The sequence below is a fragment of the Stenomitos rutilans genome, assembly GCF_059505485.1.
The window spans coordinates 40,341-59,189 of sequence record NZ_JCACKR010000012.1 but is presented as its reverse complement, the minus strand read 5'-3'; the positions used below and the strand labels follow the sequence as shown (position 1 = coordinate 59,189).

Below are 18,849 nucleotides of genomic sequence, written 5' to 3'. Positions count from 1 at the left end.
CATTAACTCCGGACACAGGACAACAAATGAACAAGATACGGTGCAATCTCTGGCAGCGGTAAAATGGCATCGACCGCTGTTTTGGCGATCGCAAGCTGAGGCATCATCCCGATTTCAGCCGTTACCGGATCTTGCACGATCGCCACGCCACCCTTCGCTTTAATACGTGCCAGTCCGTTCGTACCATCCCGATTGGCCCCTGTTAAAATAATGCCGATCACCCGTTTACCGTAGGTATCTGCGGCTGACTCAAACAGTACGTCGATCGAGGGCCGAGCAAAACACACAGGGTCATCCACTGACAGCGTGAGGTGCCCGCGTTCTACGAGCAAATGGTAGTCCGCTGGGGCAAGATACACATGCCCTGGCAGCAATTCGTCTTTATCTTCCGCTTCATGGATGGGTAGCGTTGTGTACTGCTGCATATAGCCACTCATGAGGGTGCCAGACTCTTTATGCCGATGTTGCACAATGGCGATCGCCAGTGGAAACGGCGACTTCAGTGCTCCCAGTAATGCTTTTAGTGCCGAAAAGCCACCCAAAGACGTACCAATGACGACCAGTTCAAACGGCATCAGTTTAGCCTCCGGTAAAGCCGCTCGCCCTTCACGATTTCTTCGTAGTGCGGCTCATACGGCGACAGCTTGAGCGATTCTCGCCGCCCCAATCCTAAGACGCCAAACGAGCAGAGACTATCGTAAAACAGTTGATGCACCCGTTGCTGTAACGTGCGGTTGAAGTAGATCAACACATTACGGCAAAGGATCACGTTGAACTCATTGAAGGAGCTATCCGTCGCAAGATTGTGCTGCGAAAAAACGATATTCTCCTTCAGAGAGGAGCGAAAAATCGCGTTCCCATAGCCCGCCGTATAGTATTCAGAAAACGATCGTAGCCCACCCGCCTTCAAATAAAGTTGGGTATATTCCTGCATTAGCTCGATCGGGTAAATGCCTTGCTTTGCCTTTTGCAGCACCAGCTCATTCGTGTCGGTCGCATAGAGGCGACACCGATGATACAACCCTTCTTCTTGCAACAAGATCGCCATTGAATAGACCTCTTGCCCAGTTGAGCAACCCGCATGCCAGATGCGAATAAATGGGTAGGTACGCAACAGCGGCACGACTTTTTCTCTAAAAGCTACAAAAAAGCTCGGATCACGAAACATTGACGTGACGTTGACCGTCAGCCCCAGAAGAAACCGCTCCAAACAAGCTGAATCGTGCAAAAGGCGGTCTTGTAGCGTTGAGATAGTAGGTAGTGCTTCTGCTGACAAGATCTTGCGAATACGCCGCCTTAATGAGGATGGTGCGTAATCTCGGAAGTCGAAGCCGTAATAACGGTATACGCCCTCTAAAAGCAACTGCACCTCAATATCTTCTAAGTTGGAATTGGTTGCGTCAGAGTTGATCGGAGCCATGAGCTGAGAATAAGATGACCCCAGAGCTGTCACTTGCGAACTGCCACCTGCGATATATGACCAGAGAGAGAATAGCCTATCGAACTTAGCAGGTTTCGCTCCTTTTTTAGCCCTACCTAAAGACAGAAGTGCTTAATGATTCAGTCGTAGAAAGATCTAGGTACTGATTAGGGGAAAGGGTGTTTGGGTTAGCGGTAGAGCCAGACTCGCATGAGTGAGAGCAATTGTTCGGCATCAACGGGTTTAGTGATGTAGTCGGAGGCTCCTGCTTGCAGGCATTTTTCTCGATCGCCCTGCATAGCTTTGGCTGTCAGCGCAATGATGGGCAGCGATCGAAAGGACTCCACCTGACGAATGGCCTGGGTGGTTTCGTAGCCATCCAATTCTGGCATCATCACATCCATCAACACCAGATCGATATCGGGATGCTTTTGGAGAGCCGCAATGCCATCGACTCCGTTCTCCGCATACGAAACCTGCATCTGATAGCGCTCCAGCAGGCTGGTGAGGGCAAAAATGTTACGAACGTCGTCATCGACAATCAGCACCTTCTTATGCGCCAATACTGGATCGCTCTGGTGCAGTTGCTCTAGCATCTGCCGCTTCCCTTCGGGTAGATTTGCCTGCACGCGGTGTAAAAAGAGTGCGGTTTCGTCGAGCAGGCGTTCGGGCGATCGCACATCCTTCACAATAATGGTTTCTGCCAAACGCCGGAGTTGCGTTTCTTGAGAAGGGGTCAGCTCTCTTCCGGTGTAAACAATAATGGGCAAACGAGTAAACGCTGGCTGCTGTTTAATTTGCTCAATCAAGTCAAACCCGGTCATATCGGGTAAGCCTAAATCCAGTACCACGCAGTCAAAAAGCTGTGACTGGAGGGCCGCTAGCGCTTCAGCCCCTGTGCCCACAATGCTGGTAAACACATCCCCATTCCCAATTAGTTCGCGGATGCTTTGAGCCTGCACTGGATCGTCTTCTACCACCAGCAGATTTTTTACCTGGCGCTCGACAAAGCCTTTGATATCGACCAGAGCCTGTGTCAGGGCCTCTGGTGAAATGGGTTTTTGCAGATACGCGATCGCCCCGAGCTGCAAACTGCGCTGCTGTTCATCGTCTGCTGAGACAATATGTACCGGAATGTGTCGCGTGTCTGGATCGCGCTTGAGTCGATCGAGCACTGCCCAACCATCCATATCGGGTAGCCGCAGATCCAGCATGATGGCATCGGGCTTGTAAGTCTGTGCCAGTAGCAATCCAGGTTGGCTGCGTAAAGAGGCCAGCACTTTAAAGCCCTGCTGACGTGCCATCTCCATCAAAATACGGACAAAGTGCTGATCGTCTTCAATGATCAGCAAGACGCGATCGCTGGGCTGAATGAAGGTGCGATCGTCGTCGATTTCGTTAACAGGTAAGGAGTGAGGAGTGAGGAGTGAGGGGAGTAGGGTGGGGGGTGAGGGGTGAGGGGGTGAGGGTGGTTGTGAGATAGGTCTTATCGCTGACTGCTGACCGCTGACTGCTGACCGCTGACTCCTCTCTCCTTTCTCCTCTCCCCCCACCTCCACTGGCAGCACTAGTGTAAAGGTACTTCCTCGCCCCGGTTCGCTGAGAAGTTCGATCCTGCCACCCAGCAGTTGCGCCAGTTCGCGGCTGATCGATAAGCCCAGACCTGTACCGCCGTATTTGCGGCTTGTGGTGCCATCTGCCTGCTTAAAGGCTTCAAAGATGACAGCCTGTTTTTCAGGGGCAATGCCAATGCCTGTATCAGTGATGGCAAAGGCAATCCTGGGCACTGAGTGAGCGAGTGCTGTCTGGGGACGATCGTCGGCGATCGAGGCAATGTGTACTGTCACACCACCCTGCTCAGTGAACTTAAAGGCGTTTGCCAACAGGTTTTTCAAAATTTGCTGAAGACGTTTGGGGTCTGTCAACATGAACGGTGGTAAGGCTTCGTCAAGCTCAATGCGAAAGGTTAACCCTGCATTTTGGGCCATTTGCTCAAAGGTGCGCTCCAAAAACTGCCGCAAATCGGGGAAGCGCAAGGTTTCAATGTCTAAGCTGATGGTGCCCGATTCGATCTTGGCTAAGTCTAGAATCTCGTTGATTAACTCCAGTAGGTCGCTACCTGCGGCGTGAATGGTGCGGCTGTACTCAACCTGTTTGTCGGTTAAATTCCCATCGCTGTTTTTGGTGAGTAGCTGCGCCAAAATGAGCAAACTGTTTAGTGGTGTCCGTAGCTCGTGAGACATGTTTGCCAGAAATTCAGATTTATAGCGTGAACTTTGGGCCAGTTGATCCGCTTTTTCTTCGATCGCCTGTCTTGCTTGCTCGATCGCCTGATTTTTGCGCTCACCTTCTTGCTTTTGTTCGGCTAACAGTTGGGCTTTTTCTTCCAGTTCTTCGTTAAGTTGTTGCAGTTCTTCGTTGGTCTGCTGCATTTCCTCTTGCTGCTCTTTGAGTTGCGCTTCTGACAGCCGCAGCGTTTCGGTTTGCTCTTCTAGTAGGCGATTGCTTTCCTGAATTTCGTCTTGCTGCTGTTGCAGTTCTTCTGTCAGAGTTTGTGATTCTTGCAGCAATTCATTCGTGCGAAGGTCAGCTGCGATCGTGTTGAGCACGACCCCAATGCCCTCGCTGACGTTTTCAAGTAAGGTGAGTTGGCTGGGGGTAAAGCGCTGGAGCGATGCGAGTTCCATGACGGCAGTCACCTGCTGCTCAAACAGAATGGGCAGAACGACGATGTTAATCGGCAGTGCTTCGCCCAACCCAGACCGAATACGGCTGTAGTCACTTGGTACATCCGTTAGCAAAATGCGCTGTTTTTCGAGGGCACATTGTCCCACTAGCCCTTCACCGAGGCGAAACTGGTTGGCAAGATGCTTGCGTTCACGGTAGGCATAGCTATCCAACAGTTTGAGCAAGGGTGGATTGGCAGCAACATCAAGAAGGTAAAACACCCCCTGCTGTGCCCCAACGAGGGGGGCCAGTTTAGAGAGCAACTGACGTGCAACGGTGCCTTGATCGCGCTGTCCCTGGAGCAGCCGACCAATGTCTGCCAGGTTGGCTTTGAGCCAGGTTTGCTCATCGTTGCGTCGATTGGTGTCTCGCAGATTGACAATCATCTGGTTAAAGGTGCGCGTCAATGTGCCAATTTCATCCCGTCGATCGCTCATTGGCACACTGACCTCTAAATCGCCTTCCCCAATGCGATCGGCCACTTCTGAGACTTTCCGCAGCGGCCGTGAAATGTGGCGCGATAGAGCCAATCCAATCAAAATCAGCAACACGGAGTACAGCGGCATGCCGTAGAGAATACTGTCCGTTGTCTGCCTAGCAGCTGTAGTCGCTGCTTGCGATCGCTGTTCAAGCAGCCGTAGCTCCTCAGTCTTCATCTCTGTGAGAATTTGCCGAATTTCGTTCATCAATCGACTGCCGCGATCGGTCAGCACAACCTTTTGAGCCGCCGCAAAGCCCTGTTGTCGCCGTAGCTCAACGGTTTGGGCCAACTCAGCGAGTTGGCCAGTGACTAACGGCTCCACCTGATCGAGTCGGCGCATTTGAGCAGGGTTATCGTTAATCAACTCGCGTAATCGTCCTCTGGTTCTACCATCCAGCACGCTGAGCGCTGAGTTGTAAGGCTCCAGGTATTTTTCGTTGCCAGTCAGAAGATAACCGCGCTGCCCTGTTTCTGCATCTTTCAAGCGCGACAGCAGTTCTTCTACTTGTCCAATGACTTCGTAGGTATGTGCTTCACGCTTAGAGGTCTCTACTAGTTGGTTAGTACTGCGGTAGGCAACGGCTGAAAGCACTGCAAAGAAGAGCAACCCAAGTGCAAAGCTAGCTCCAATTTTGGTACCAATCTTCAAACGATTTAGCATATGCGTGGTTGAGAGTGAGCATGAAATGCACTTAGATGGACATCCAAAGCTTGCGGGTGTAGAACCTGCTCAAAAAATTCAAGCCGATCGCGGCAACCCTTCAGGCTGCATGACTAACGCTCTGCCTTACCTTGGATTCTTATTCTAAGTTCATGCTCTGCAATCTGATCCTGAGAGATAACCACGCTTGCGCCGTTGATCGACCGTATACAGTGATGCCACTCGCGATCGACCAGCGCACAACCCGGATGAATCAGCCCTACGGTAGAATAGATATCTGCCTTAAGGAAGAGCAAACGTCTCTCGTCGTTAAGGGGGCTACCCCCGAAATTAAGACTCGCATTTAGTGGGAGCCTGTATGACGCTTTTTCAGTTATCCCCCATCCCGGATTTAAGCCAGTTGCTCACCGAGCGATCGCATATCATCACGGAGCAGTGGGTAGAAGCGGTGTTCCAGGATAAACAGATTAAAAGTGCGGATCCGCTTTCACCAACGGCGATTCGAGACCACATTCCCCATATCCTGGCCGCCTTAGCCACTGTACTCGCAGAAACACAAGCGAACGATATCACTACGGTGGTCAAAGCGAGTTTAGAGCACGGTGCGCTGCGTGCAGACCAGGGCTTTGACCCTACAGAGATTGCACGGGAATATCATCTACTGCGCACAAAAATCATTCAAGTGCTACGAGCCGATTTGGTCAAGCGCACGGCAGAAGAGGTGTTGCGAGCCGTCATGCTGATTGATGCCGTAGTGGATAGCGCGATCGCTCAGTGCTTTAAAAGCTACGTGGGCGAACGTCTGCAAGAGTTGGATAAGCTACGCGGTCAACTGATTCTAACTAAGCAGGAACTCGATCGGCTGGTGCATTCCAACCAGGAAAATCTGTCTGTTCTGGCACATGAGCTTAAAACCCCATTGACTTCCATCATTGGGTACTCTGAACTGTTTCTACGCCAACAGCGTCAACCCGTCGTCCGCGACAACCTGAATAGCCTGGAACACATTGAGCGCGTTGTGCGGAATAGCCGTCAATTGTTGCGCCTCATTAACGACACATTAGAGCTTTCGCGCTATGAAGCGGGTCAGATGGCGCTGCGACCAGAGCCGACCGACGTACAAAGTATCATTCACACTGTGGTTGAGGTCATTCAGCCCTTAGCCGCAGCGAATGGTCTACAGGTCATTTTGGATGAGCAGCAGTCCCCCGATCAAGTCATCACCGATCCGCTCCGTCTCCAGCAAATTTTGGTGAATCTCGCTAGCAATGCCGTGCGCTATACCAGAACAGGCAGCATCACCATTCAAAGCCGTCTGCTGTCTGATCATTGGTGGTCGATCGCGGTCAGCGATACAGGCATCGGCATTGCGGCTGCCGATCAGGCTCGCATTTTTGAACCGTTCTTTCAAGTGCTGCCCACAGACTTTGAGCGATTACCCAACAGTACAGGCTTGGGATTGGCGATCGTGGCTCGCATCGTCAAGCTCTTGCAGGGTGAGATCAGCCTCACCTCAGAAGTAGGCGTTGGGTCTACGTTTACAGTGGTTTTGCCCCTTGAGATTCAAACAGCTTCGTTGGGGTAGAAGGCAAAAGAAGTTGTTGGTTGTTAGTTGTTAGAAGAAAGCTGACGACTGATGGCTGATCGCTGATCGCCAAGGCTCGCAGAGGCAGAAGATGATTAGACTCTACGAGCATAGTGGGGGCGATCGCTATCTTGCTCGCTGGCGATCGCGTTTGTCGTTCTCAGCTTGTGTGCTATTGAACCTGGCGCTGTTGCATCCAGTCTAAAAAGTTTAGCGTTGGTTGGAGGATGTCTGAGGCGTATGATTAGCAGCGGATTCATACCGGATGAAACGGACAGATAACAGCTCTCGCTCAAAATTTACCATCCGATTCATCCGTTCCCTATCCGTTGCCCGCATGCTACGCCCTAACAGATGTTGGCTATGATCCATACTTTTTAAGGTGTTCTCTTAACGAGCGTGCGCTACCCCCAACTGGATGAATCATGTGGATGAATGGTTACTTCACCTCAATTACTATTAGGAAAGTGATCGCTTTTTTGCAATCAAACTATTTGTGACAGTTGCCTAAGAGGCCATCTTAAAGCTTGATAAATTGACTCAAAACGTTATACCAAAGAAAGAAGAGTAACGCAGTCTTAGCTTTTCCTTCTGTGGAGATTACGCTTTAAATAGAGCCTGGATAAACAGCTCTCCTCAACCTGATATAAAATTGGTTGAGCGGCGTATCACATCTTTTGTTCTACTCTTCTAAAAATCGTTTAGTTGGTTGCCACTTGCGGAACATATTCAACACGATTTACGACTTTAAATTCAGCTGGATCAAACAACCTAACCCTGTGAGGAACTCTACCATGCTATTCTCTCAAACCCTTTCACTAGCCCTTCGCAAAGCTCTGCCTGCTAGCCTTGTTGCAGGGGCCGTACTGGCGATCGCACCGACTTTTTTATCTGCGGGTGCGGCTTCTGCACAACCCATTACCTTTAACGATAGCTACATTGGTGCGGGCGTTTCTGCTGGCGTAACTAACGGTGGACAAAGCGGTGACGCAGCTACTATTGGTGGCAACGTTCAAGGGCGTTTCGCTATCCCCAATGCGCCTGTTTCTGTTAGGGGTGCTGTTCTCTTTGGTGGCGAAAGTGCCGCAATTATGCCACTCGTTACCTACGATCTTCCAGTTTCTAGCAACGCGAACCTTTATGCAGGTGCTGGCTATTCTTTCGCTGACAAAGAAGGTAAACCATCACCATTAGGTAACAAGAACGCCCCCGTTCTAACCGCTGGTGCTGAAGCAGGCATTGGCCGCAACGTGGTCGTTTACGGCGATGCCAAATGGGGTATTGATGCATACAAAAACAGTTCTGCTGATGCCGTCAGCTTCCAGGCTGGTCTGGGCTACCGCTTCTAGAGTTGTTTGCGACCTTACTCCGTCTAGTTGCCTCCTCAGTTGACCAAATGACAGAGTCAGCGGGGGCAGAGAGATTAATCTCTCTGCCCCCGCTGATTTTATGCTGCTGACCGTAATTAAGCTCTCATGTGATGAGAACTTTCGGTTATTACGGCGTTCAACAGGACGGTTTTCCTATCGCAGGAGGGACGCGAATGTTAGTGCTTTTTGCCATGATCAAGCTAAGCAGCTAAACCAATGAGCAAAGGTATGGATTGAAGCGTTGGTTTTGGATGAGGATTCGCAAGATTTTTGAAGCAAAACGGATGGCTGCTCTGGCTGGCAAAACTGTATATTAAATAGGAGTTTGTAATCATGTCTACTCCCGTGAAAGATAAGCTTTCAACCGAGCTAAAGCAGGTGAAAGACGTTGGCAAATTACGTCGCGATCGTATCCGCGACATTGTTAGCGCCGCAATCGCTCAAGTCACGACTGAAGTAAAAGAAGGGTCTCGTGATTTTCGTGCGATCGTGAAGGATGTGTTCTCGTCAACGATCGCAGATTTACAGGAAAGCGGCAAAGAAACTAAAGACGAGATTGCAGCCTCCATTGAAGGGATTGTGGATGGCATTAGCAGTATCCGCCAGCAAAAAATTGCTGAAACTGAAGCTGAGGTCAAACGGTTACAGACCCAGCTTTCAACACAACAAGATGAGTTAGAGCAGGAAATCAACACTGGGTTAGAAGGTGTTCAAGAGGCCGCCAGCACAGCTCCTGCCAAAATCAGAGAATTGGTTGAAGACGCGATTGTCACGGCCCAAAACAGCGAAGAGGCTGCTTTACTGAAGAAGCGCTACGCCCAGCTGCAAGCGCAGGCAGCTCTGCTACGCGCTACGTTGGCGGCTCGTTCTGAGTCTTACTACGACCAGGCACAGAGCCATTTGGATGATGCGAAGCACTGGTATAGTCAAGCGCGTCCGAAAGCAGAAGCCGCTAAGGGACAGGCAGATCAAAAATTTGCTCAGCTTGAACAGCAGATTGGTGAAGCTGGAAGCGCTCTTGCTCGTCGTGAGCGTGAAGTCCGTAACCTGCTGAGTGCTTTACTGCGTCGTGCGTCTGAAGCCGTGAAAGAAGAGGATGAGGTCGTCGATCGCCCCACACCTCAGCTTCCACCCGTGCCCAAAGATCCTTCTAATTCTCTCTAGTCCGACTGATAGCAGGGTTCTTTAGACAGCGTTTAGCGCTCAGCAGTCAGCCATCATCTTTTTCCTGATGGCTGACTGTTGCTTTGTAGGGCGTTGATCGTCCTACTCTCTGTGCTTCGGCGATTCACGTTATACCAATTTGAATTGAAAATGCGACACATCCTTTAGGTGCAAGGCAATGCCTTGCACCTACCCACCGATTGATCTGTAGCCGTCATTCTTTTAGGACTTACGCAGTCGCCCCCTAAAGCCCCCAAATTTGGGGGACTTTGAGTGCTTGCTCCCCCAAATTTGGGGGCTGGGGGCTAGTTTTAGAGAACTTGCGTAAGTCCTCTCTTTAAATCGGTATTACAATATCTCAGGCGCTACAGCACGTTGAGCACTGAGTTTTAAGCGTTGCCTACTGTTTTAAACATTTGTGTCCTCATTGTTTGAGAAATGGCTAAGAAACCCTTGAACTGAAGAAGCAGTGATAGGATCTAGGTAATATTTACGTTATTCCGACCGATTTTTTGGGGATCGGGCCATTTCCCTGGTTGGATAATTTTGCTGTTGATTCTTTTCTTGCTACCTTTCTGATGGTTAACACTCAAACTCCTGCCGCTGTTCGCAAACCCTCTAAAGTCGAAGGTCTTAAAGACCGCAGTAACTTCTTGCGCGAACCTGTTGCGTCTGAATTGCTGCTAGACACGACACATTTCAGCGAAGACGCCATCCAAATTCTGAAGTTTCACGGTTCCTATCAGCAGGATAACCGCGATAATCGGGTGAAAGGGCAGGAAAAGGACTACCAGATGATGCTGCGGACGCGTAGCCCTGGTGGGTACATTCCGCCAGCGTTGTACCTGACGCTCGATCGCTTGTCAGATGAGTACGGCAACCATACACTACGGGCAACGACTCGTCAGGGCTTTCAGCTTCATGGCGTGCTGAAGCGAAACTTGAAAGCCACGATCGCGGCGATCGTGCAGAATATGGGATCTACTCTCGGCGCATGTGGCGACCTGAACCGTAACGTGATGGCTCCTGCTGCACCCTACCGAAACCGTCCTGAGTACGAGTATGCGCGGGAGTACGCTGACAACATTGCTGACTTGTTAACGCCTCAAACAGGAGCCTACTACGAAATTTGGCTAGACGGCGAAAAGGCAATTTCTGCCGAAGAGAACCCAGATGTGATCGCGGCTCGTCAACGTAACGGCAACGGCACGATCGTCCATGATGCCGAAGAACCGCTCTACGGCAAGCACTACATGCCGCGTAAGTTCAAAATTAGCGTCACGGTGCCGGGTGATAATTCAGTTGACCTGTATTCGCAGGATGTCAGCCTCGTAGTGCTGACTAACTCACAGGGCGAACTGGAAGGGTTTAATGTGTTTGCTGGCGGCGGTTTGGGGCGCACGCACAATAAGGAAGAAACCTTTCCCCGTGTGGCTGACCCAATTGGCTACGTAGACAAAGCCGATGTCTATGACCTGATGAAGGCGATCGTCGCCACCCAGCGCGACTATGGCGATCGCACCGATCGTCGTCATGCCCGCATGAAATACCTCCTTGAAGACTGGGGCGTTGATCGCTTTCGTGAGAAGGTAGAAAGCTACTTTGGTAAAGCGATCGCTCCCTTTAAGCCACTGCCTGAGTTTAAGTATCTCGATTTCCTCGGTTGGCATGAACAGGGCGATGGCAAGCTTTTCTTAGGCATTTCGATTCAAAACGGGCGCGTTAAGGATGAGGGGTCGCTTCACCTCAAAACGGCGCTCCGAGAGCTTGTGCAGACGTTTAACCTGCCCATACTGCTTACCCCCAGTCAGGATGCGATTCTTTATGACATTCCGCCTGCCCAAAAAGCCCAAATTCAAGCCATTCTCACTCGTTGCGGCATTAAAGGCGTAGAGGACATTGATCCACTGGTGCGCTACTCAATGGCGTGTCCGGCCCTCCCGACCTGTGGTTTAGCCACCGCAGAATCCGAACGAGCGATTCCTGGCATTCTCGATCGCATTCGCGCGTTGCTCACCAATGTTGGGCTGGAACAAGAGCATTTCATCACTCGTATGACGGGTTGCCCCAATGGGTGTGCTCGTCCCTATCTCGCAGAACTCGGTTTTGTTGGCAATGGCCCTGATACGTACCAGATCTGGTTGGGTGCGGCTTCTAATCAGACGCGTCTGTCGCAAGTGTACCTGGAGAAGCTCCACATCAACGAGTTGGAGACTGCCTTTGAACCCATCTTCGTGTACTTTAAGCAATCGCGTCAGCCCGGAGAGGGCTTTGGAGATTTCTGCGATCGCGTCGGCCTACCCTCCATGCACGAGTATGTCGCCCAGTATCAGCCTGAAACGGCTGCTGCCACGATTGAGCCTGCCACAACCGAGCAAACGTCTACGCTGAAAGCTGCCAGCAAAATTCGTCGTCGCGTCACAATCCAGGAGGATGTTTACACGCGCTTACAGGAAGCGGCGTTACGCGAAGGCCAACCTGCAAGCCAATTGGCAAATGCGGCGATCGCCGCATACCTCAGCGCATTAGAGCAAGGCTAGTTTCTGGTTTGCAGGGATGTTACATCTAACGTCCCTACCAAAGATTACGCACCACCGATCGCCCAATTGACAAGCGTTCTCACACCGTAACCCGTAGCGCCGGGGCTGTTGTAGCCGTTTTCTTTTTCCGTCCACACAGGACCCGCTACATCCAGGTGCGCCCAGGGTGTTTCTTTCACAAACTGCTTGAGGAATAACGCAGCAGTGATGGAACCGCCAGGGCGTGGGCCAGTATTCTTCATATCAGCGATCAGTGACTTCATGCCGTCGAAATATTTTTCTTCCATTGGCATCTGCCAGATCTTTTCGCCTGCCAGTTCGCCTGCTTGAGTCAACTGGTTCGCAATCTCAGGATCAGAACTCCACAGTCCAGCAATTTCATCCCCCAACGCAATGACGCAAGCTCCCGTAAGCGTTGCTAGATCGACGATCGCATCCACGCCCAGCTTCTCTGCAAAAACCAACGCATCGGCAAGCGTCAGGCGACCTTCGGCATCGGTGTTGTTAATTTCGATCGTCTTGCCATTCGAGGCGGTGAGGATGTCTCCGGGATGGATGGCGTGACCGCTGATCATATTTTCGGTAGCAGCGGAGATAAAGTGAACTTCTACATCCGGCTTAATTTGGGCGATCGCCTTTGCGGCCCCCAATGTTGCGCCTGCACCACCCATATCGGTTTTCATCATCTCAATGCCGCTGCCTGCACCTTTAATGTTGAGCCCGCCCGAATCGAAGGTCAGTCCTTTACCAATAATGGCGAGTTTACGGCGCGGCGTGCTTTCCGGCTTATAGGTGAGGTGAATAAACTTGGGTGGGAGGTCAGCCCCTTGAGCCACGCCCAAAAAGGCTCCCATCCCTAGCTTTTCGCAGTCTTCCCGTTCCAGAATTTCGAGCGACAGTCCGTGTTCCCTGGCGATCGCCTCTGCGGTTTCTGCCAGCGTAATGGGAGTAACGTAGTTCGCTGGAGCCGCCACTAGCTCTCGTGCGAGAAACACCCCAGATGCAATTTGACGCGCACGTGTAACCGCTTCATCTTGTACGCCTAACCCCAACAATTCAATCTGCTCCACCGATGCGCCCTTGTCTTCAGTATCAGATTTGAAGCGGGTGTCTTGATACAGAGCAAGTTCAGCCCCTTCTGCGATCGTCTGCGCTGTCAATGCCGCCTGATCATTCCAGATCGGCAGACGGATTCCCAATAATTTGCACTTTTCTTTCTTCGCTACACGAGCACTAATCGCAGCAGCCCGACGCAGGGTATCTAGCTTCAAGCCCTCAGGTTTGCCTAAACCGACTAGAATGATCTTACGGACTGCGCTGCCCGAACCAACCCGTGTTGCCGCGCTGCTGCCCTCTTTGCCTTTAAACTCTGCCTCAGCAATCAGTTCTTTGAGCGTGCCAGACAGCTTGTTGTCTAAGTCTGCTAACTCAGCCGTTAGTTCTACGTCGTCTTCAAACAGACCGATCGCCAAACCATCCCCAGACCACTTCAAGAGAGGCGTACCCGTCGTTCGCAAATCCATTCAGCTTTTCCTCGTTTGCTTACCAGATCTATAGTATCGATCAAAAACTGAAGACGGAGAGCAGGAGGCAGAAGGCTAAAGAAGTTGCTGGTTGTTGGTTGTTAGAAGAAAGCTAGACGGTTGACGGCTGACCGCTGATCGTTCTTCAACTCAAAACTCAAAACTCTCTCCTTATCTCCCCATGCCCCACCTTACCCAACGTCGCCCCGAAAACGTTAGCGGGGACTTTTACGTTGATAGCACCTGCATTGACTGTGATACGTGCCGCTGGATGGCTTCGGCTGTTTTTCATGAAGCAGGCGACCAGTCCGCTGTGTTTCACCAACCAACCAACGAAATCGAACGGTTGCAGGCGATGCAGGCACTTCTGGCTTGCCCAACGGCTTCGATCGGCACAGTCGAGAAACCTGCGGATGTGAAAGCGGTACAGCAAAGTTTTCCCATTGCGATCGCTGAAAATGTTTTCCACTGCGGCTACCATGCCGAAAGTTCCTTTGGGGCAGCCAGCTACTTGATTCAGCGCCCGGAAGGAAACGTGTTGGTCGATTCGCCTCGCTTCGCGCCACCCTTGGTAAAGCGGTTAGAAGATTTGGGCGGTATTCGCTACCTGTATTTGACGCATCGGGATGATGTCGCTGATCACGAAAAGTTTCATCAGCATTTTGGGTGCGATCGCATTCTGCACAAAGACGAAATCAACGCGGGTACTCGCAATGTTGAGATCCAGCTAACGGGCATTGAGCCATTTGAGCTGGCTTCCGATTTGCTGATCATTCCCGTACCGGGACACACCAAAGGGCATACGGTGCTGCTGTACAACGAAGCATTTCTCTTTTCGGGCGACCATCTTGCCTGGTCAGACGATCGCCAACAGCTCATCGCCTTCCGTTCGGTTTGCTGGTACTCCTGGACGGAACAAACAAAATCGATGCAGCGCTTAGCAGATTACCCGTTTGAATGGGTGCTGCCCGGTCATGGTCGTCGGTTTCATAGCGATCGCCTCACCATGCAACACCAAATGCAGCAATGCGTCACCTGGATGCAAGGCGTGTAGAAAATTTGGCTCTAACGGCACTGTTGCAGCGATCTCAAGGAGCCTCGGTAAGGTTGAACGAGCTTGCGTTGCTTAGGCTTTGTAATTCGGTTCTTTGCTTCGCCTGCGATCGTACTGCTTGAATTGATCATGGCATTGACGGATTCAAGTCGCTAACACGACAGGTGTTGTTTATAGGGCACTGCAGGGTTCGTTAGAGAGGTCTAAAACGCGTTGATACAACTGCGAACTGACGCGAAAATTAGCGCGATGGATCAAGGCATCCATGATGGGTTGAACTTGGGAAATGAGGTTTCTTTGTTTAGCTGTAACTAGAATGCCCAGAATGCCAATGATAGAAAGACCAAGCTGAAGGGCTTCCCGCCGTCATAGACGTTCATCAATGAGGAGGTCATCAGCTTGAAGTTCAAGTGCCAGAGCGATGGCATTGGCTTCTCCGACATCAAGTCCTCGATCGCGCTGAAGTTACTGGGCGATCAAGGTATCGGTGAGTGGTCGAGCTTGAATCCAATCAAGCTTGAGAATGGCGGGAATCACAGGATTTTTGGCGGCCGCAAGTTCATCGGCAACAAGGGTTGGAATAATGACAGTTTAGTAGATGGCCTCTAGCAACCAAAGATGATCAATTAGAGCAAAATTGCAGAGGGGGATGTGTCGCTAACGACAATCATAGCTAACCCCGATCACGCAGATGCTGCACGTCTTGTTCAAAATCTTCCACGTCATAGTGAACGCAGATACCACGATCGGCAATGAGCGTCTGGAAGGCCATCAAATCCATGCCCGCAATTTTGCTAGCGCGGCTGAGGGTGATGCGTTCTTGCTGAAAGAGGGCGATCGCTATTTCTCGCAGCCAGTCGCTCTGGTTAAAGGTATGAGTCTGAGCAAGGCTGTCAGGGAGATCGAGAGTAATTTGCATGGTAATTTCCTGGCACTATGCGTTTATTTTAAGGTTTGATTGGGCGGCTCTGGCTTATGGGCGATCGCGTTCCTTTGCTATAAGCACTGAATGAGGCCCCAACAAATTTGCCTTGCCACACAGGGCGATCGTTCCATTCTTTCTTCGGTGATGCCTACTCAGAACGTTTCCGTTAACCTGTAGCGGAAGACTATAATCGACTCAACAAGCTCATTCAAATCTTTGGAGAAACAGGTGACAGAGGGAACAAAAGCACCTACAAAAGTCTTTATCAGTTATAGCTGGGACTCGGAAGAACACAAGGGCAAAGTGTTGTCGTTAGCTAATACCTTACGCAATCCTTGGGGAGTAGAGACAGAAATCGATCAATATGTCAAAGCTAGACCTCCCTACACTCCAGATAAAGGGTGGGATATCTGGATGAATGAAAGAATTCAATGGGCTGAGTTTGTACTTATTATTTGCACTGAAGCGTATAAGCGTCGATTTGAAGGCGACGAGGAATTAGGCAGCGGTTTAGGTGTTACGTGGGAAGGCGGCATTATTAGACAACATCTTTATAACGCTCAATTAAGGAATATCAAATTTATTCCTTTTGTGTTTTCCTCTCAAGATTTGCCCCATATTCCTGATGTCTTCGGCACACATGATAGATATAAATTTGAGGATGAAACGAGCTTTAGAGAACTTTGCTATCGACTCCGAAAGGAGCCTATTTTTGTAATACCAGATCCATTGTTTTCTAATGTAACCTCTGTTGCTCCTAGAGCTTCGGCTGCTGAACCTCCGCCAGTCCATTTAGATGTCGCCGGAACCCTACCACGAGTTCCTCTCAAAAACTTATATGACTGCGATCCAAACAAAATCCTTTTTATCAAAAATGTTAAACATCCAGAGCCGAACACATGGGCTTATCCGCTAGAGTACATGCGCCAAACAGAAAGTAGAACTTTTGAGCTAATGTGGCGAGCAAGTAGTCATGGAGTTAGTCAACCGAAAGCAGAAGACTTAATGATTTTGCATCAGCGGGCAAGAGTGACTCATATTGTTGAGTTTTTAGATGATCAAGTTCGTGAAACAGATACAGGATCTTTCCGCTGGGTAAGGGCTGTGTGGCTTCCTGAACAAGATTGGAATCAGCTTCCCCATCAAAAGGAAATTCTAGGATTCAGTCCGAGGTATGCTGATGGCAACACTCACTCCTTGAACAGCCCTAATTTTCCCAGGTTTCGTGAAGCCTGGAGCAGTTTAGAGGAGTTTCAGAAGCACATCTTTAAGCGTTTAACTCAACCTGAGGCGATCGTCACTAATGAAGATGATCTCACCTCTGAAAGAAGGGTAGATTACACTCGACTACGAGATTTGCTGAAGGCAGGGCAGTGGAAGGAGGCAGATCAAGAAACAGCAGACCGCATGTGCGAAGTTATGGGTCGGCAGGATGAAGGCAAATTGAGAGAAGAAGACGTTCAAAACTTTCCCTGCCGCGATCTTCGCACGATTAATTCGTTATGGGTAAAGTACAGCAACAATCACTTTGGCTTTAGTGTGCAGAGGCAGATTTGGCAAGATATTGAAGCTACAGGACAGAGTGACTATAACGCCTACTGTTCCTTTGGTGATTCTGTAGGATGGCATAGTCCAGATGGTTGGAAGTCATACGAAGAAATTACTTTTAGTTTAGAATCTCCTTGTGGCAATCTGCCGTGGTGGGGTAAGCAAGCCACTTGGGTATTTGGTGCAAAAACAGGTCCTTATTTGAGTGCTCGCGTTGATATTTGTAAAATCAGCGAGTAGGTTAGGTACTGCCCACAACATCAACATCGTTTTGATCGCTCCTCCTCTTTTATCCTTAATAAAACATCAACCAGATTAAACTACCGCAATGAGCAATCACCCTCTCCTCAAAGTTGAAATCTCTCAACTCAGCATTGCCGAGCGCATTCAACTGGCTGAAGATCTTTGGGACAGCATCTTGGAGCGGCAAGACGAACTTACTTTAACTGATGCCCAGAAACAGGAACTCGATCGTCGCTTAGAAAACTATCAGCAGGAGCCAACCTCTGGTTCAACCTGGGAAGAAGTTAAACAGCGGCTAGGTTTCTCCTAATGAGTTACAGACTCATCATTCGCCTGGAAGCAGAATTAGATATTCAAGATGCTTTTGAATGGTACGAAGCACAAACTTCAGGCTTAGGCTCTGAGTTCGTTCGGGCAGTTGATAGCTGTCTGTCTAGCATCGGACGTAACCCACTTGCCTATCCAATGATTTATAAACAGGCGCGACGAGCATTAGTCCGACGTTTTCCCTACGGAATCCTTTATGTATTTGACCAGAACATCATTACTGTGATTGCTTGCTTTCACGGTAAACGCAATCCGAAACCGTGGCAAGATCGCCTCTATTAGATACGTCTAACTGACTTTTCATATTGATATCTCTAAGCCTAAAAAGAATCATGGCTGTGCAAGCCAAAGCTCAAGTGTTTTCTCTCCTACGCCAGCATCAACAGAATTGCAGCAGTTTGGTGCGAGGCGATGTGGGGTCTTTGGTTCTTTCGCACGGGATACTGCAATCCATGAGCAGAGCGATGTCGATATTCTAGTTGCGTTTGAGCCAGAGCAGAAAACGTTTGATAACTTTATCCAGCCATCGTTTTTTTCTCGAAGACCTGTTTGATAGAACCGTCGATCGCGTCACGATCGCGTCACTCAGTTCCTACCTTGGTCCACACATTCTAGATGAGGTTGAGTATGTCGCCGTCGGCGGATGAGTATGGCTACTTCTCTCACCCAAGACCTCGGAGGTTTTGAAAACCTCCGAGGTCTGAGAAAAAGATCGTGCATCTTCCCCACTGACCGAACTAACTCGCCGTCACCCTCGCTCCATTCCCATTCGTTTCTAAGCTGGGTGCTGCGGTAGGGATAATCATTGTCGTTGGGCTACTGCTCACAGCTTTACGGGTCGTGCGCTTGCGCGGCGTTCCACCGGCCTGCACATACTGCAAACTATCTTTGCCATACCGCGTTACCACACCCATCAGCATCTTTTCCGAATAGCTGCGAAGCTCCTCTTCCATCAGCTTCACCACTCCTGCCATTTCATCCACCGTCGAAAGCATCGTGTTGTAACGAGCGAGTTGCCCCTGCAATGCTTGAATGCGGACATCATATTCAGTCAAACTCAAGCCAGGGGCAAAATCCAGCGGATCGTTGATCGATCGCATCCCTGCCATGCGGCGTAGGCCCTTTTCCAACACCTTAGAACTGCGTTTGAGACGTGCCATAGAGACCCTCCTGTAAAGTGATACCAATTTGAATTGAAAATACGACACATCCTGTAGGGGCAAGGCAATGCCTTGCCCCTACCCACCGATTGATCTGTAACCGTCATTCTTTAGATCGGTA

Annotated in this window: 19 protein-coding genes; 12 read left to right on the top strand and 7 right to left on the bottom strand. The window is 50.2% G+C overall.

Annotated features, from left to right (window positions below):
• Positions 1 to 2: 2 nt before the first annotated feature.
• The 3 genes from AC5JLP_RS00755 to AC5JLP_RS00745 form a co-directional block, all read right to left on the bottom strand.
• Positions 3 to 575: a chemotaxis protein CheB gene (locus AC5JLP_RS00755; protein ID WP_496065976.1), complete on the bottom strand. Its 573-nt coding sequence runs from the start codon at positions 573 to 575 to the stop codon at positions 3 to 5.
• Positions 575 to 1,420, bottom strand: a complete 846-nt coding sequence (locus AC5JLP_RS00750; protein WP_496065975.1) for a CheR family methyltransferase — start codon at positions 1,418 to 1,420, stop codon at positions 575 to 577. Before AC5JLP_RS00750 ends, AC5JLP_RS00755 begins: the two co-directional genes overlap by 1 nt.
• A 188-nt stretch (positions 1,421 to 1,608) precedes the next feature.
• Positions 1,609 to 5,289 carry a response regulator gene (locus AC5JLP_RS00745; protein ID WP_496065974.1) on the bottom strand — a complete coding sequence of 1,227 codons (3,681 nt, stop codon included), beginning with the start codon at positions 5,287 to 5,289 and terminating at the stop codon, positions 1,609 to 1,611.
• Between the two features lie 152 nt (positions 5,290 to 5,441).
• Between AC5JLP_RS00745 and AC5JLP_RS00740 the strand changes: the two genes are divergently transcribed.
• The 5 genes from AC5JLP_RS00740 to sir all read left to right on the top strand — a co-directional run bounded on the left by AC5JLP_RS00740 (position 5,442) and on the right by sir (position 11,948).
• The gene (locus AC5JLP_RS00740; RefSeq protein WP_496065973.1) at positions 5,442 to 5,636 is read left to right on the top strand and encodes a hypothetical protein; all 195 of its coding nucleotides are present in this window, start codon (positions 5,442 to 5,444) and stop codon (positions 5,634 to 5,636) included.
• Positions 5,637 to 5,647: 11 nt separating this feature from the next.
• Positions 5,648 to 6,874, top strand: a complete 1,227-nt coding sequence (locus tag AC5JLP_RS00735) for a sensor histidine kinase (RefSeq protein ID WP_496065972.1) — start codon at positions 5,648 to 5,650, stop codon at positions 6,872 to 6,874.
• Positions 6,875 to 7,668: 794 nt separating this feature from the next.
• Positions 7,669 to 8,223 carry an outer membrane beta-barrel protein gene (locus tag AC5JLP_RS00730; RefSeq protein ID WP_496065971.1) on the top strand — a complete coding sequence of 185 codons (555 nt, stop codon included), beginning with the start codon at positions 7,669 to 7,671 and terminating at the stop codon, positions 8,221 to 8,223.
• A gap of 354 nt (positions 8,224 to 8,577) precedes the next feature.
• Positions 8,578 to 9,408 carry a histidine kinase gene (locus tag AC5JLP_RS00725; protein WP_496065970.1) on the top strand — a complete coding sequence of 277 codons (831 nt, stop codon included), beginning with the start codon at positions 8,578 to 8,580 and terminating at the stop codon, positions 9,406 to 9,408.
• A 578-nt stretch (positions 9,409 to 9,986) separates the two neighbouring features.
• The gene (sir, locus tag AC5JLP_RS00720) at positions 9,987 to 11,948 is read left to right on the top strand and encodes a sulfite reductase, ferredoxin dependent (RefSeq protein WP_496065969.1); all 1,962 of its coding nucleotides are present in this window, start codon (positions 9,987 to 9,989) and stop codon (positions 11,946 to 11,948) included.
• Positions 11,949 to 11,992: 44 nt separating this feature from the next.
• On the opposite strand, the gene AC5JLP_RS00715 is transcribed toward sir, so the two are convergent.
• Positions 11,993 to 13,471 carry a leucyl aminopeptidase gene (locus AC5JLP_RS00715; protein ID WP_496065968.1) on the bottom strand — a complete coding sequence of 493 codons (1,479 nt, stop codon included), beginning with the start codon at positions 13,469 to 13,471 and terminating at the stop codon, positions 11,993 to 11,995.
• A 181-nt stretch (positions 13,472 to 13,652) separates the two neighbouring features.
• Here AC5JLP_RS00715 and AC5JLP_RS00710 point away from each other — a divergent pair, with 181 nt between their 5' ends.
• A complete protein-coding gene (locus tag AC5JLP_RS00710) occupies positions 13,653 to 14,525 on the top strand; it encodes an MBL fold metallo-hydrolase (protein ID WP_496065967.1) in 873 nt (290 codons plus the stop codon).
• Positions 14,526 to 14,696: 171 nt separating this feature from the next.
• Here AC5JLP_RS00710 and AC5JLP_RS00705 read toward each other — a convergent pair whose 3' ends face one another.
• The gene (locus AC5JLP_RS00705; protein WP_496066042.1) at positions 14,697 to 14,843 is read right to left on the bottom strand and encodes a DUF3368 domain-containing protein; all 147 of its coding nucleotides are present in this window, start codon (positions 14,841 to 14,843) and stop codon (positions 14,697 to 14,699) included.
• Positions 14,844 to 14,924: 81 nt separating this feature from the next.
• Between AC5JLP_RS00705 and AC5JLP_RS00700 the strand changes: the two genes are divergently transcribed.
• Positions 14,925 to 15,134, top strand: coding sequence for a hypothetical protein (locus AC5JLP_RS00700; protein WP_496065966.1), 210 nt, complete (start codon positions 14,925 to 14,927; stop codon positions 15,132 to 15,134).
• A 64-nt stretch (positions 15,135 to 15,198) separates the two neighbouring features.
• On the opposite strand, the gene AC5JLP_RS00695 is transcribed toward AC5JLP_RS00700, so the two are convergent.
• Positions 15,199 to 15,444: a UPF0175 family protein gene (locus tag AC5JLP_RS00695; RefSeq protein WP_496065965.1), complete on the bottom strand. Its 246-nt coding sequence runs from the start codon at positions 15,442 to 15,444 to the stop codon at positions 15,199 to 15,201.
• A gap of 234 nt (positions 15,445 to 15,678) precedes the next feature.
• On the opposite strand from AC5JLP_RS00695, the gene AC5JLP_RS00690 reads away from it, so the two are divergent.
• The 5 genes from AC5JLP_RS00690 (at position 15,679) to AC5JLP_RS00670 (ending at position 18,215) form a co-directional block, all read left to right on the top strand.
• The gene (locus AC5JLP_RS00690; protein ID WP_496065964.1) at positions 15,679 to 17,238 is read left to right on the top strand and encodes a GUN4 domain-containing protein; all 1,560 of its coding nucleotides are present in this window, start codon (positions 15,679 to 15,681) and stop codon (positions 17,236 to 17,238) included.
• 88 nt (positions 17,239 to 17,326) lie between these two features.
• Positions 17,327 to 17,551 (top strand): addiction module protein, encoded by a 225-nt coding sequence (locus tag AC5JLP_RS00685; RefSeq protein ID WP_496065963.1) that lies wholly within the window; start codon positions 17,327 to 17,329, stop codon positions 17,549 to 17,551.
• A complete protein-coding gene (locus AC5JLP_RS00680; protein ID WP_496065962.1) occupies positions 17,551 to 17,850 on the top strand; it encodes a type II toxin-antitoxin system RelE/ParE family toxin in 300 nt (99 codons plus the stop codon). Before AC5JLP_RS00685 ends, AC5JLP_RS00680 begins: the two co-directional genes overlap by 1 nt.
• A gap of 106 nt (positions 17,851 to 17,956) precedes the next feature.
• A complete protein-coding gene (locus AC5JLP_RS00675) occupies positions 17,957 to 18,121 on the top strand; it encodes a nucleotidyltransferase family protein (RefSeq protein WP_496065961.1) in 165 nt (54 codons plus the stop codon).
• The gene (locus AC5JLP_RS00670) at positions 18,075 to 18,215 is read left to right on the top strand and encodes a hypothetical protein (RefSeq protein ID WP_496066043.1); all 141 of its coding nucleotides are present in this window, start codon (positions 18,075 to 18,077) and stop codon (positions 18,213 to 18,215) included. Before AC5JLP_RS00675 ends, AC5JLP_RS00670 begins: the two co-directional genes overlap by 47 nt.
• Before the next feature lie 90 nt (positions 18,216 to 18,305).
• On the opposite strand, the gene AC5JLP_RS00665 is transcribed toward AC5JLP_RS00670, so the two are convergent.
• Positions 18,306 to 18,728 carry a hypothetical protein gene (locus tag AC5JLP_RS00665; protein WP_496065960.1) on the bottom strand — a complete coding sequence of 141 codons (423 nt, stop codon included), beginning with the start codon at positions 18,726 to 18,728 and terminating at the stop codon, positions 18,306 to 18,308.
• Between the last annotated feature and the right edge of the window lie 121 nt (positions 18,729 to 18,849).

What these genes read in the sequence shown, in the direction of transcription:
- AC5JLP_RS00745 (WP_496065974.1), bottom strand. Translation starts at nt 5,289, where the DNA reads ATGCTAAATCGTTTGAAGATTGGTACCAAAATTGGAGCTAGCTTTGCA.
- AC5JLP_RS00740 (WP_496065973.1), top strand. Translation starts at nt 5,442, where the DNA reads ATGCTCTGCAATCTGATCCTGAGAGATAACCACGCTTGCGCCGTTGAT.
- AC5JLP_RS00735 (WP_496065972.1), top strand. Translation starts at nt 5,648, where the DNA reads ATGACGCTTTTTCAGTTATCCCCCATCCCGGATTTAAGCCAGTTGCTC.
- AC5JLP_RS00685 (WP_496065963.1), top strand. Translation starts at nt 17,327, where the DNA reads ATGAGCAATCACCCTCTCCTCAAAGTTGAAATCTCTCAACTCAGCATT.
- AC5JLP_RS00750 (WP_496065975.1), bottom strand. Translation starts at nt 1,420, where the DNA reads ATGGCTCCGATCAACTCTGACGCAACCAATTCCAACTTAGAAGATATT.
- sir (WP_496065969.1), top strand. Translation starts at nt 9,987, where the DNA reads ATGGTTAACACTCAAACTCCTGCCGCTGTTCGCAAACCCTCTAAAGTC.
- AC5JLP_RS00695 (WP_496065965.1), bottom strand. Translation starts at nt 15,444, where the DNA reads ATGCAAATTACTCTCGATCTCCCTGACAGCCTTGCTCAGACTCATACC.
- AC5JLP_RS00725 (WP_496065970.1), top strand. Translation starts at nt 8,578, where the DNA reads ATGTCTACTCCCGTGAAAGATAAGCTTTCAACCGAGCTAAAGCAGGTG.
- AC5JLP_RS00680 (WP_496065962.1), top strand. Translation starts at nt 17,551, where the DNA reads ATGAGTTACAGACTCATCATTCGCCTGGAAGCAGAATTAGATATTCAA.
- AC5JLP_RS00755 (WP_496065976.1), bottom strand. Translation starts at nt 575, where the DNA reads ATGCCGTTTGAACTGGTCGTCATTGGTACGTCTTTGGGTGGCTTTTCG.
- AC5JLP_RS00710 (WP_496065967.1), top strand. Translation starts at nt 13,653, where the DNA reads ATGCCCCACCTTACCCAACGTCGCCCCGAAAACGTTAGCGGGGACTTT.
- AC5JLP_RS00730 (WP_496065971.1), top strand. Translation starts at nt 7,669, where the DNA reads ATGCTATTCTCTCAAACCCTTTCACTAGCCCTTCGCAAAGCTCTGCCT.
- AC5JLP_RS00715 (WP_496065968.1), bottom strand. Translation starts at nt 13,471, where the DNA reads ATGGATTTGCGAACGACGGGTACGCCTCTCTTGAAGTGGTCTGGGGAT.
- AC5JLP_RS00665 (WP_496065960.1), bottom strand. Translation starts at nt 18,728, where the DNA reads ATGGCACGTCTCAAACGCAGTTCTAAGGTGTTGGAAAAGGGCCTACGC.